General features: G+C 72.2%; 11 protein-coding genes. 7 read left to right on the top strand and 4 right to left on the bottom strand.

The genetic code is table 11. The annotated features are described in order from the left end of the window. Positions 1–841, top strand: an 841-nt coding sequence (locus tag EEJ42_RS18150; RefSeq protein ID WP_123100972.1) for a DUF6745 domain-containing protein, incomplete at its 5' end; no start/stop codon positions are given. Between the two features lie 87 nt (positions 842–928). On the opposite strand, the gene EEJ42_RS18145 is transcribed toward EEJ42_RS18150, so the two are convergent. Beyond that, positions 929–3,604 carry a SpoIIE family protein phosphatase gene (locus EEJ42_RS18145; RefSeq protein ID WP_123100970.1) on the bottom strand — a complete coding sequence of 892 codons (2,676 nt, stop codon included), beginning with the start codon at positions 3,602–3,604 and terminating at the stop codon, positions 929–931. 242 nt (positions 3,605–3,846) lie between these two features. Between EEJ42_RS18145 and EEJ42_RS18140 the strand changes: the two genes are divergently transcribed. The 4 genes from EEJ42_RS18140 (at position 3,847) to EEJ42_RS18125 (ending at position 7,963) form a co-directional block, all read left to right on the top strand. Beyond that, positions 3,847–4,749, top strand: coding sequence for a glycoside hydrolase family 19 protein (locus EEJ42_RS18140; RefSeq protein ID WP_123100969.1), 903 nt, complete (start codon positions 3,847–3,849; stop codon positions 4,747–4,749). 64 nt (positions 4,750–4,813) lie between these two features. Beyond that, positions 4,814–5,665: a GNAT family N-acetyltransferase gene (locus EEJ42_RS18135; RefSeq protein WP_123100971.1), complete on the top strand. Its 852-nt coding sequence runs from the start codon at positions 4,814–4,816 to the stop codon at positions 5,663–5,665. A gap of 129 nt (positions 5,666–5,794) precedes the next feature. Beyond that, the gene (locus EEJ42_RS18130) at positions 5,795–7,021 is read left to right on the top strand and encodes an MBL fold metallo-hydrolase (RefSeq protein ID WP_123100968.1); all 1,227 of its coding nucleotides are present in this window, start codon (positions 5,795–5,797) and stop codon (positions 7,019–7,021) included. 99 nt (positions 7,022–7,120) lie between these two features. After that, positions 7,121–7,963 (top strand): chitosanase, encoded by an 843-nt coding sequence (locus EEJ42_RS18125; RefSeq protein WP_123100967.1) that lies wholly within the window; start codon positions 7,121–7,123, stop codon positions 7,961–7,963. A 103-nt stretch (positions 7,964–8,066) separates the two neighbouring features. Here EEJ42_RS18125 and EEJ42_RS18120 read toward each other — a convergent pair whose 3' ends face one another. The 3 genes from EEJ42_RS18120 to EEJ42_RS18110 all read right to left on the bottom strand — a co-directional run bounded on the left by EEJ42_RS18120 (position 8,067) and on the right by EEJ42_RS18110 (position 11,130). Next, on the bottom strand, positions 8,067–8,756 hold the full coding sequence (locus EEJ42_RS18120; RefSeq protein WP_123100966.1) for a gamma-glutamyl-gamma-aminobutyrate hydrolase family protein: 690 nt from the start codon (positions 8,754–8,756) through the stop codon (positions 8,067–8,069). A gap of 16 nt (positions 8,757–8,772) precedes the next feature. Continuing rightward, the gene (gene eat / locus EEJ42_RS18115; RefSeq protein WP_246096876.1) at positions 8,773–10,239 is read right to left on the bottom strand and encodes an ethanolamine permease; all 1,467 of its coding nucleotides are present in this window, start codon (positions 10,237–10,239) and stop codon (positions 8,773–8,775) included. 135 nt (positions 10,240–10,374) lie between these two features. Further along, positions 10,375–11,130 carry a FadR/GntR family transcriptional regulator gene (locus EEJ42_RS18110; RefSeq protein ID WP_123100965.1) on the bottom strand — a complete coding sequence of 252 codons (756 nt, stop codon included), beginning with the start codon at positions 11,128–11,130 and terminating at the stop codon, positions 10,375–10,377. A gap of 97 nt (positions 11,131–11,227) precedes the next feature. Between EEJ42_RS18110 and EEJ42_RS18105 the strand changes: the two genes are divergently transcribed. Continuing rightward, complete coding sequence (locus EEJ42_RS18105) at positions 11,228–12,595, top strand: glutamine synthetase family protein (RefSeq protein ID WP_123100964.1); 1,368 nt, start codon at positions 11,228–11,230, stop codon at positions 12,593–12,595. Beyond that, positions 12,592–12,768 (top strand): aldehyde dehydrogenase family protein (locus tag EEJ42_RS18100; protein WP_342778296.1); only part of this gene is annotated, 177 nt, incomplete at its 3' end. The genes EEJ42_RS18105 and EEJ42_RS18100, both read left to right, overlap by 4 nt.

Here is a 12,768-nt window from a genome sequence, read left to right as displayed (position 1 = left end):
GGGCGCCTCGGTGCGGGACGCGGTGCGCACCCGCCCCTGGGCGCGCGCCCGGCAGCGGGCGCACACCGCGCTGGGCCCGTCCGGGTGGGCCGAGCGCTGGGCGCTGACGGGGGCGCCGCTGTGGGACGTCACCCGGGCGCTCACCGAGCGCATCCGCACGGGCGTCATCGAGGCGCTGGCGGAGGGGACGGGCACGGAGCGGGCGGATCGGGAGACGGCCGTCCGGCTCGCCCTGCTGGACGCGGTGCTGGGGCAGCATGACGCGCCCTGGCTGGCCTCCGTCGCCGACGGCTCGGAGGACGGGCTCGCCGGGTTGGTGGCGGTCGCCCGCGCCGCGGGCTGGTGTTGGCCGTACGAGAAGGCCGTGGTGATCGCGGAGCGCCCGGCCGAGCTGCACCGCGACGAAGCGGGCCGCCTCGACCGCGGCGACGGCCCCGCGCTGGCCTTCCCCGACGGCTTCGCGCTGTACGCCTGGCGCGGCATGCCGGTGCCCGCCGCATTCCTCGACCAGCTGGGCGAGCTGACCCCGGACCGGATCCGCACGGAGGAGAACGCGGAGCTGCGCCGGGTGATGCTGGAGCACTACGGCTACGACCGCTATCTCGACGAGTCCGGCGCGCAGCCCGTGCACCGGGACGAGACGGGGGTGCTGTGGCGCATCGACCTGGTCGACGACGAGCCGGTGGTGATGGTCGAGGTGGTCAACTCCACGCCGGAGCCGGACGGTACGCACCGCACGTACTGGCTGCGCGTACCGCCCCGCACCCGGACCGCCCGCGAGGGCGTGGCCTGGACCTTCGGCCTGGACGCCGAGACCTACGTACCGGAGCGCGAGACCTGATCCGGTAACTCCGGACCGGCCCGTGCCGTTGCGCGGCATCGGCATCGGCATCGGCATCGGCATCGGCATCGGCATCGGCACCGGCCGTCAGAAGCCCGCGTCGTCCCACTGGTCCAGCAGGTCGTCGCCCGTGGCGGCGCCGGGTTCGGCGGCGCCGGGGTGCAGGGACTGTTCGGTCCAGATGACCTTGCCGCGGGCGGTGTACCGGGTGCCCCAGCGCTGGGCGTACTGGGCGACGAGGAACAGCCCTCGGCCGCCCTCGTCGGTGGCGGCCGCGCGCCGCAGGTGCGGGGAGGTGCTGCTGCTGTCGGAGACCTCGCAGATCAGGCTGTTGGGTTCGTGCAGCAGACGGAGCCGGATGGGGGCGGTGCCGTAGCGGAGGGCGTTGGTGACCAGTTCGCTGACGATCAGCTCGGTGGTGAAGGCGAGGTGGTCCAGGCCCCAGCTCTCCATCCGGCGGGCGCAGGCGGCGCGGGTGGGGGCGACGGCGCTGGGGTCGTCCGCCACGTCCCACTCGGCGACCTGGCCGGGGTCCAGTCTCCGGGCGCGGGCCACCAGCAGGGCGATGTCGTCGCTGGGGCGGGCGGGCAGCAGCGCCTCGAGCACCGCCTGACACGTCTGCTCCGGCGTCCGGTCGGGATGGGCCAGGGCCTGGCGCAGAAGGTCCAGCCCGGTGTCGAGGTCCCGGTCGCGGTTCTCGATGAGTCCGTCGGTGTAGAGGGCCAGCCGGGCATCCGCGGGCAGATGCAGTTCGGCGGTCTCCACCGGCAGGCCGGCGCCGAGGCCGAGCGGCGGGGCGACGGGGACCTCGGGGAAGGTGACGGAGCCGTCGGGGTCGACGAGGGCGGGGCCGAGGTGACCGGCGCGGGCGATGGTGGCCTGCCCCGAGGTCGGATCGTAGATCGCGTACAGACAGGTGGCTCCGGTGAGGGGCGTGTCGTCGCCCTCGGCGGCGTGCTCCTGGTCGATGCGGGTGACGAGTTCGTCGAGGTGGCCGAGGAGCTCGTCGGGTGACAGGTCGAGGGTGGAGAAGTTGTGCACGGCCGTGCGCAGGCGGCCCATGGTGGCGGCGGCGTGCAGGCCGTGGCCCACCACGTCACCCACCACCAGGGCCACCCGGGCACCGGGCAGCGGGATGACGTCGAACCAGTCCCCGCCCACCCCGGCCTGGGCGGGCAGATAGCGGAAGGCCGCTTCGACGGCGGACTGCTCGGGCAGCTCGCTGGGCAGCAGGCTGCGCTGAAGGGTGACCGCCGTCGTGTGCTCGCGGGTGAAACGCCGCGCGTTGTCGATGCACACGGCCGCCCGGGCGGCCAGCTCCCCGGCGAAGGACAGGTGTTCCTCCTCGAAGGGCCCGTTCTCCGAGCGCCAGAAGTTGGCCATCCCGAGCACGACGCCCCGCGCCTGGAGCGGCACCGAGATCAGGGAGTGGATGCCGTAGTCCAGGACGCTCCGGGCACGTTCCGGATTCTGCCTCCGCCAGCCGTCGGAAGCGGCCAGGTCGGGTTCGAGTACCGCGCGGCCGGTGGTCACACCGGTGGCCACGGGGCTGGCGGGGACGAAACGGATCAGCTCGCCCACCGGGAAGAGGGGCGGGTCGTCGTGGATGCCGCGGAGGGCGGTGCGGCGCATTTCGGTGCTCACGCCGTCCGGTTCCTCGCCGCGCAGGACGGGGTCCAGCAGCTCGACGGTGACGAAGTCGGCGAACCGGGGCACCGCGACCTCCGCCAGTTCCTCGGCGGTGCGCGCCACGTCCAGTGTGGAGCCGATCCGTACCCCGGCGTCGTACAGCAGCCGCAGGCGCTCCCGTGCCACGTGGGCCCGGCCCGCCAGATCACGCAGTTCGGTGGTGTCCCGCAGCGTGGCCACGCTGCCCGTCGCGCCCCCGCTCTCGACGGACCGCAGGTTGACCGCCAGCAGCCGTTCTCCCGCCGGGTGCACCTCGTCGGTGACCGTCCGGCCGGAGGACAGCAGCTCGGCGGTGGCGTCCGGCAGGCCGAGGTCCGTGATCCGGCGCTGCTCCGCGTCCGCGGGCAGGTCCAGCAGCCGCCGCGCCTCGTCGTTGGCCAGCAGCAGCCGCCCGTCACCCCCGACGATCAGCACCCCCTCCCGCACCGCGTGCAGCACCGCGTCATGGTGCTCGTACATCCGTGTCATCTCGATCGGGCCGAGGCCACGGGTCTGGCGCCGCAGCCGCCCGCTCACCAGCGCCGACCCGCCCGCGGCCAGGACGAGCGCGCCACCGGCGGCACCGAAGAGCACCGGCAGCTGCCGCTCCGCCTCTTCGTTCACGTTCTCGACCGTGATCTCGGGGCTCACGATGCCGGCGACCGAGCCATCGGGCCGGAACACGGGCACCGCCGCGTACACGGACAGCCCCAGGGGATCCGTGACGATGTGCGTGAAGGCCTTGCCGTGCACCGCCTTCTTGTACGGACCGACGTAGTGCTTCCCGATCAGGTCCGGGTTGCGGTGGGTGTACCGGATCCCGTTCGTCGTCGCCACCACGATGTTGTCGAGGCCGGACTGCTTACGTGCCGCCTCGGCGCGCGGCTGGAGCGCCGCGGTCGGGTCGGGGCCGTCCAGTGCCTTCACGACCCCCGGAGAGTTCGCGAACACCTCGCCGGCGACCAGCACCTCGTTGCGGGCCGCCTGCGTCCCCTGGCGCCGTGCCTGGAGCGCCAGGGCCGCCACCGTCGCGGCGACAAGGACGATGATGACCACGAGCTGGAGGATGAACACCTGGCCGGCGACGCTCCGCACGCTCAGCAGGGAGAGCAGACGCCGCTCCCGCGGCCCCGCCCGCCGATTCCGCGAGCGCCACTTCCGAAAAGAATTACGTACGTGCATGTACTCAGTATTCTCTCCGCCTGCGAGGACGTGGCCTGGCGAGCGCGAGACCTGAGCCGGACGCCCGCACCCCATATCGGCTTGGTCTGGACCTTGACTGGTATAGACCAAGCCGATTGAGTGTCCTCCGACAACACGAGGATTGGGGTGGTCCCATGTGGAGACGACGCGCCATGGCATGGTTCGCCGCACTGGCGGCGGCGTGCGCCTTACTGTTTGGCATGCCCATGGCCTCCGCGTCGGCGGACTCGGCGGGCACGGCCCCGCGCGCGGCCTGTAGCTACCCGGACTGGGTCGCGGGCAAGTGGTACGTGACGGGTGACATCGTCCGGTACACCGACGGCAGGTACTACCGGGCCGAGCACGACAACCCGGGCTACGACCCGGTGATCAGCACCTGGTACTGGGAGCCGTACGACTGCGGCGGGGGCGGGACCTCCGGCTTCGTCGTGAGCGAGGCGCAGTTCAACCAGATGTTCCCGAACCGGAACGGCTTCTACAGCTACCAGGGCCTGACCGCCGCCCTCGGCGCCTACCCCGGCTTCGCGAACACCGGCAGCGACACCGTGAAGAAGCAGGAGGCCGCCGCCTTCCTCGCCAACGTCAGCCATGAGACCGGCGGTCTCGTCCACATCGTCGAGCAGAACCAGGCGAACTACCCGACCTACTGCGACTGGAACCGGCCCTACGGCTGCCCCGCGGGCCAGGCGGCGTACTACGGCCGCGGACCGATCCAGCTCAGCTGGAACTTCAACTACAAGGCCGCGGGCGACGCCCTGGGCATCGACCTGCTGAACAACCCCTGGCTGGTGCAGAACGACTCCGCGGTGTCCTGGAAGACCGCCCTCTGGTACTGGAACACCCAGACCGGCCCGGGCACCATGACCCCGCACAACGCCATGGTCAACCAGCGCGGCTTCGGCGAGACCATCCGCAGCATCAACGGCAGCCTGGAGTGCAACGGCGCCAACCCGGGCCAGGTGCAGAGCCGGATCAACGCGTACCAGAGGTTCGTCCAGATACTCGGCACCACCCCCGGCTCGAACCTGAGCTGCTGAGCTCGAAACACATCTCGGATAAATGAGATGCGCCGGGCGGGCCGTGCGCGCCAGCCTGGACGGCATGGCGTGGACGACGACCGACGACCTCGATGAGTTCCGGGCCGCCGCGGGCGCGTTCCTGCGCGCCCGCCCGGTCCGGCACACCGTTCTCCTCACCGTCGTCTCCTCGCTGGAGGCGGCGGGCAGCGGCCGTTACGGCGACCGGCCGCCGGTCTACGGCTGGTGGCGGGCGCCCTCGGGCGCCGTCGAGGGTGGTTTCGTCCGCACCCCGCCCCATCCGCCGCTGCTCTCCGCCATGCCCGCGGAGGCGGCGGACGCGCTGGCCCGCACCCTCGCCCGGGCGGACCGGCCGCGGATCACCGGGGTGACCGGCGCCCGCCCGGAGGCCGAGGCCTTCGCGGACGCCTGGGAGCGGCACACCGGGGAAGCCCGCCGGGCCGACCACGTGCAGCGGCTGTACCGGCTGCACACCCTGACCCCGTCCGGGCCCGTACGGGGGCGGGCCCGGACGGCCACCACCGCCGACCGCGACCTGCTGCTGAGCTGGTACGAGGCGTTCGGCCGCGACACCGGGGCGCTGCCCGAGAACGAGGTGGCGCGCGCGGTGGACGACCGGCTCGGCCACCACGGCGCCCTGCTGTGGGAGGTGGACGGCGAGCCGGTGGCCACCGCCGCGGTGAGCCGCACGATCGCGGACACCGTCCGGGTCTCGCTCGTCTACACCCCGCCCGAGCTGCGCGGACGCGGGTACGCGGGGGCGGTCACGGCCGCCGTGAGCCGGGCGGCGCGTACCGCGGGAGCCGAGCGGGTGCTGCTCTTCGCCGACCTCGCCAACCCCACCAGCAACGCCCTCTACCAGCGGATCGGCTACCGCCCGGTCGAGGATCACTTGCGCCTGACGTTCACACCCTGAGAACGACCTGAGCGGATCCGGAGTCCTCTTCCGGAACAAGGTCACCGGTCGCGACAGTTGTGACAGTGCAGCAGCACAACAGCACAGGCCATGGGGTGCCCCGTCGCTCCCCTTCACCCAGGAGGTGCCGTGACCGGTCCCAGCCCTCAGCGTGCCCGGCTCGCCACAGCCCTGCGCCCCGCCGCCTTCGGGGCGGACCCGGCCGGGGAGCGGATGGAGCGCATCCGGCGGTCCCCGAATTTCGCGAACGGTGTCTTCACCAACCCCGGCGGCGGCCGCACCGCCCCCTCCGGCTCGATGCTGAAGTTCCTCCCCACGTACTTCCGCAAGGAGCACCGGGTGCGCCGGGCCCCGGCCGGGACCGTGCCGGTCCACCCCACCACCCTCGCCGACCTGGCCACACCACCCGCCTCCGGGCTGCGGCTGACCTGGATGGGCCACTCCAGCGTGCTCGCCGAGATCGACGGGCGGCGGGTGCTGTTCGACCCGGTGTGGGGTTCGCGCTGTTCGCCCTTCGCGGCCGTCGGGCCCAAGCGGCTGCACCCCGTCCCGGTGCCGCTGCGGGAGCTGGGACCGGTGGACGCGGTGGTCATCTCCCATGACCACTACGACCACCTGGACATGCCCACGATCCGCGCGCTGGTGCGCACGGGGACGACGTTCGTCGTACCGCTCGGGGTCGGCGCGCACCTGGAGCACTGGGGCGTACCGGTGGACCGGATCACGGAGCTGGACTGGCACGAGTCCACCGATGTGGCCGGGCTGCTGCTCACCGCCACCCCCGCCCGCCACTTCTGCGGCCGCGCGCTGCGCAACACCCAGCACACCCTGTGGGCCTCCTGGGTGGTGGCCGGGCCCGAGCACCGGATATTCCACAGCGGGGACACCGGGTACTTCCCCGGGTTCGCGGAGATCGGGAAGTCGTACGGTCCGTTCGACGCGACCATGATCCAGATCGGCGCGTACAGCGAGTTCTGGCCCGACATCCACATGACCCCCGAGGAGGGCATGCGCGCCCACGTCGACCTCCAGGGCGGCGAGCCCGGCCGGGGGATCATGCTGCCGATCCACTGGGGCACCTTCAACCTGGCCCCGCACCCGTGGGAGGAGCCCGCCGAGGGCACCGTCACCGCGGCCCGCGCCGCGGGCGCGAGCGTGGCCGTGCCGCGCCCGGGCCAGCCCTTCGAGCCGGAGCGCGGGCTGCCGCTGGAGCTGTGGTGGCGGGCGGTGGCGGTCCCCTCGGCGACGGCGGCCCCCTCGGCGACGGCGGCGCCCAAGAGCGCTCCGATCGTTGCCGAGGGGCCGGTCGACACGGCCGACGGCGGCGACGCGGCGGTGCCCATTCCGCAGCCGTAGTAGGCGAGTTGAGCCGAAAGCCTTGTGGGTGGTGTGGCGCGCTCGCTTCAATGGTTAGGAAACATTCCTAACGGACGACTCAAGCGAACGGAGTCCCCCATGTCCAGAAGGATCGGCCTGACGGCGGCGGCCGTGGCGTTACCCGCCGCGCTCGTGTTCACCGGCATCGGCGTCGGAGTGGGCCAGGCCGCCGCCCCCGCACACTCCTCGGCTCAGCAGGCGGGCGTGGCGGCCAACCTGGACGATCCGGCCAAGAAGGAGATCGCCATGAAGCTGGTCTCCAGCGCCGAGAACTCCTCCCTGGACTGGCGCGCCCAGTTCAAGTACATCGAGGACATCGGCGACGGCCGCGGCTACACCGCCGGGATCATCGGCTTCTGCTCCGGCACCGGCGACATGCTGGAACTCGTCGAGTACTACACCCAGCAGAAGCCGGGCAACGTCCTCGCCAAGTACCTCCCCGCCCTGCGCAGGGTCAACGGCAGCGACTCCCACAGCGGCCTCGACCCCAACTTCACCAAGGACTGGAAGACGGCCGCCGCCGACAAGGCGTTCCAGGACGCCCAGGAGCACGAGCGCGACCGCGTCTACTTCAACCCGTCCGTCAAGCAGGGCAAGGGCGACGGCCTCGGCGCCCTCGGCCAGTTCATCTACTACGACGCGATCGTCATGCACGGCCCCGGCAGCAGCAAGTACAGCTTCGGCGGCATCCGCAAGACGGCCATGTCCAAGGCCAAGACCCCGGCGCAGGGCGGCAACCAGACCACGTACCTCAACGCCTTCCTCGACGCCCGCAAGAAGGCCATGCAGAGCGAGGAGGCGCACAGCGATACCAGCCGGGTCGACACCGCGCAGCGCGTCTTCCTCAACGCGAAGAACTTCGACCTGAACCCGCCGCTGAAGTGGAAGGTCTACGGCGACTCCTTCGAGATCACGTCCTGACCGCCGTTGTGGCTCGGGCTACCGGCCGGGGGAGTGGGTGCTCGAAGCGGAGATGAGCTTCGAGCACCCCCCACCTCCCGGATGCCCTCCCCTCCGGCTGGTGTCAGCGGCTCGCCGCCGCCACCAGCGCCCGCATGACCCGCAGGTCGTCGCCCGCCTCCGGGTGCCACTGCACGCCGAGAACGAAGCCCTCCGCGCCCGGCAGCTCCACCGCCTCCACCGTGCCGTCATCGGACGCGTACGCGCTGGCGATCAGGCCCTCGCCGAGGCGGTCCACCGACTGGTGGTGGAAGGTGGGCACGGAGAGGGGCTCCGGTAGTGCCTCGGCCAGCAGGGTGCCGGGGACCGGCTTCACCTCGTGCTGGTCGAAGACGCCCGGCGGGCCCGCGTGGGCGTCCAGGTGCTGGTGGAGGGTGCCGCCCAAGGCGACGTTCAACAGCTGCATGCCCCGGCAGATGCCCAGCAGGGGAACGCCTGAGGACAGCGCCGCCTCGATCAGGGCCAGTTCCCACGCGTCCCGCTCCCGCGCGGGCGGGCCCGTACGGGGGTCGACATCGGCCCCGTACCGTACGGGCTCCACATCCGGGCCGCCGGAGATCACGACCGCGTCGAGGCGGGAGACCACGGCGGCCGCCGAGCCCGTGGCGGGGTCCGGGGGCAGCATCGCGGCCAACCCCCCGGCGCGCTGGACGAGTTGGTGGTACCCGGCGGGGAGCAGGGCGGCGGGGAGGTTCCAGACGCCCCAGTGCGCGGAGGCTTCGAGGTAGGTGCTGATGCCGATCAGAGGGGGCAACGGTCAGTCCGTTCTTTCAGTCGCGGGACAGTTCGGCCTCGGCCTCCGCCAGCGCCGCGAACTCCTCCTCCGGCGCCGACGCGACCAGACGGTGGCGGCTGTAGAAGGCGAAGTAGGCGAGCGCCACGGCGTAGACGCCGAGGGCGATGAACGCCGCGTCCTTGTCCACCAGGAAGGTGGCCACCAGCGCCGAGCAGGCCAGCAGGAAGGCGATGGACGAGGTCACGACGCCGCCGGGGGTGCGGTACGGGCGGTCGAGACCCGGCTCGCGGCGGCGGAGGACGATGTGGGAGAGCGACATCAGGGCGTACGAGATGGTGGCGCCGAAGACCGCGACGTTCAGCATCCGGGCGCCGTCGCCCGACCAGGCGGCGAGGCCGAAGCCGATGGCGCCGGGGACGAGCAGGCCCAGGTAGGGGGCCTTGCGACGGCTGGTCAGGGACAGGAAGCGGGGCAGGTATCCGGCCCGGGAGAGGGCGAACAGCTGCCGCGAACCGGCGAAGATCAGGGAGAAGAAGGAGGCGACCAGACCGGCGAGACCGGCGTAGTTGACGACGCGGGACAGCGTGGTGGGCTCGCCGTCCGGCTGGAGCGCCTCGACCAGCGGGTTGCCCGCGTCCTGCACGGCGTCCGCGCCGCGCGCGCCGGTGGCGGCGAGGAAGGTGAGCAGGGCGAGGACCAGCAGGATGCCCATCGACGAGGCCATGGCCTTGGGCAGGGTCCGCGCGGGTTCGCGAGTCTCCTCGGCCGCGAGCGGGACGCCCTCCACACCCAGGAAGAACCACATGCCGAAGGGGAACGCCGCCCAGATGCCGAGCAGGCCGAACGGCAGCCAGGAGTTGGAGCCGAACGCCGAGTGGTCGACCGCGATGTCGTTCAGCGACCCCGAGTCGAAGTCGGTGAAGGCGGCGACCGCGAAGATCAGCAGCGCGGTGACGGCGATGGCGGTCACGATGAGGCTGAACCGCAGGGCCTCGCCCACGCCCCACAGGTGGATCCCGATGAAGATCACGAAGCAGGCGAGATAGACCGGCCAGCCGGATTCCAGGCCGAACAGGCCGAGCGATTCGACGTAGTCGCCGATGAAGATGGAGATGGCGGCGGGCGCGAGGACGTATTCGATGAGGATCGCCGTGCCGGTGAGGAACCCGCCCCAGGGGCCGAGGGCGCGCCGCGCGAAGCCGTAGCCGCCGCCCGCGGTGGGGAGGATCGCGGCGAGTTCGGCGAGCGCGAAGACCATGCAGGTGTACATCAGACCCATGAGCACGGCGGCGATGGCCAGCCCGCCGAAGCCGCCCTCGGCGAGGCCGAAGTTCCAGCCGGAGAAGTCGCCGGAGACCACATAGGCGACGCCGAGGCCGGTCAGCAGCAGCGGACCCGCGCTGCCGCGGCGCAGGGTGCGCCGCTCCAGGTACCCGTCGTCGCCGGGTTCGCCGGGGTCGGGGGAGGTGCGGNGCGGTCTCGGTTCCTTCGGCCATGTCAACCATGGGCACTCCTGGCGTCGCACGAGGGGACGGGCACGGGCGCGGGGTGGGGACGGGGGTCGGGGATTGGTGTGGGGGCATACCTTTGCCGCACGGAGAGGGTCCGCGCAAGACCCTCCACGGAAAAAAGGGGGCTACGGCAGGAACCCGCGCAGCAGCGCCGCCGTGCCCTCGCAGTGCTCCCGCATCACCTCGCGGGCCCCGTCCGCGTCCCCGTCCAGCACCGCCTCGACCAGCGCGCCGTGCTGGGCCTGGGAGTGTTCCAGGTTCCGTACCAGCAGCGGGATGCAGTCCAGCAGGTCGTTGACGGTGGCGCGGACGGCCGCGTACTGGGCGGCCAGCGACGGTGAGCCCGCCAGCTCGGCCAGCGTCAGGTGCAGCATCGTGTCCAGGCGCCGGTAGTCGGCCAGCGGGGCGTCGCGCGTCGCGTCGAGGGCGGCGCGCAGCCGCGCGGCCTGGGCGTCGGTCAGGCCGTGCGCGGCGCACAGCCCGGCCGCGCCGACCTCCAGGACCTCCCGGAAGCGCAGCGTGTCCTCGACGTCCACCGCCTCGACCCGCCGCCGCAGCTCGTCCTCGCCGCCCGCGGCGGGCTCGGGCCGGGCCCGTACGAACGTGCCGCCGTACCGGCCGCGGCGGCTCTCCACGATCCCCTGGTCCTGGAGGACCTTCAGCACCTCGCGCAGGGTCACCCGGCTGATCCGCAGCCGCTCCGCCAGCTCGCGCTCGGCCGGGAGGCGGCCGCCGTCGGGGACCAGCCCCAGCCGTACGACCTGGAGTATCTGCTCCAGTGCCTCCTCGAAGCCGTTTCCGGCGCGCACCGGGCGCAGTACCGGCGCGAGCCGGTCCCCGGCCGCGCCCGCGCCCCCACTCCCGCTTCCGCCATCGCTCATGGAACCCGCCGCACCTCCTTCCCAATCAATGGTCTGCGGTATTACCTTAAGGCCACTCCGCGCCCCCCACACCCGTCCGAAGCCAGGAGGCACCACCGTGGCAGACCGCACGCCCCCGCTCTCGGTCGACGAGCTGACCAGGCTCGTCGACGCCGGGGAGATCGACACCGTCGTCCTGGCCTTCACCGACATGCAGGGCAGACTCCAGGGCAAGCGGTTCGCCGCCCGCTTCTTCCTGGACGACGCCCTGGAGCACGGCACCGAGGGCTGCAACTACCTGCTCGCCGTCGACGCCGACATGAACACCGTCGGCGGCTACGCCATGTCCTCCTGGGAGCGCGGCTACGGTGACTTCGCCCTCCACGGCGACACCGCCACCCTGCGCCGCACCCCCTGGAACCCCGGCACCGCGATGCTCACCGCGGACCTCTCGTGGCACGACGGCTCGCCCGTGGTCGCCTCCCCGCGGCAGATCCTGCGCCGCCAGCTGGACCGGCTCGCGGAGCGCGGCTGGACCGCGTACGCCGGGACCGAGCTGGAGTTCATGGTCTTCCGGAACACCTACGAGCAGGCGTGGGACAGCGGCTACCGCGGGCTGACCCCCGCCAACCAGTACAACGTCGACTACTCCATCCTCGGCACCGGCCGCGTCGAGCCCCTGCTGCGCCGCATCCGCAACGAGATGGGTGCCGCCGGGATGACCGTGGAGTCGGCCAAGGGCGAGTGCAACCTCGGCCAGCACGAGATCGCCTTCCGTTACGACGACGCGCTGACCACCTGCGACCAGCACGTCATCTACAAGACCGGCGCCAAGGAGATCGCCGCCCAGGAGGACATGGCGCTCACCTTCATGGCCAAGTACGACGAGCGCGAGGGCAACTCCTGTCACATCCACCTCTCGCTGCGCGACGAGGCCGGGCAGCCCGTGCTCGCGGACGACGACGGCCCGTACGGCATGTCGAAGACCATGCGCCACTTCCTGGCCGGGCAGATCGCCGCGATGCGCGACTTCACCCTGCTCTACGCGCCGAACATCAACTCCTACAAGCGCTTCCGGCCCGGTTCCTTCGCGCCCACCGCCGTCGCCTGGGGCCCGGACAACCGCACCTGTGCGCTGCGCGTCATCGGCCACGGCCAGGCGCACCGGCTGGAGAACCGGCTCCCCGGCGGCGACGTCAACCCGTATCTCGCCGTCGCCGGAATGGTGGCCGCCGGGCTGTACGGGATCGAGCAGGAGCTGGAGCTGCCCGAGGTCTGCACCGGCAACGCGTACACCGGCGACGCTGCACACGTGCCGACCTCGCTGCGCGACGCCGCCGAGCTGTGGCAGGCCAGCCCCATAGCGCGGGCCGCGTTCGGCGACGAGGTGGTCGAGCACTACCTCAACATGGCCCGCGTCGAGCAGGAGGCGTACGACACCGCCGTCACCGACTGGGAACGCTTCCGGTCCTTCGAGCGCATGTGAGAAACCACCCCGTGGATGCGAGGAACCACCCCGTGACCAACGAACACCCCCACGAGCACCACATCCTCAACCCGGCGACCGAGGAGGTCATCGCCACCGTCCCGGCCGCCACGCCCGCCGACGTGGACGCCGCCGTCGCCCGCGCCGCCACCGCCCAGCGCGGCTGGGCCGCC

The sequence above is a fragment of the Streptomyces botrytidirepellens genome (assembly GCF_003721215.1).
Taxonomy (GTDB): Bacteria; Actinomycetota; Actinomycetes; order Streptomycetales; family Streptomycetaceae; genus Streptomyces; species Streptomyces himastatinicus.
This window is presented reverse-complemented; position numbering and strand designations above follow the sequence as displayed.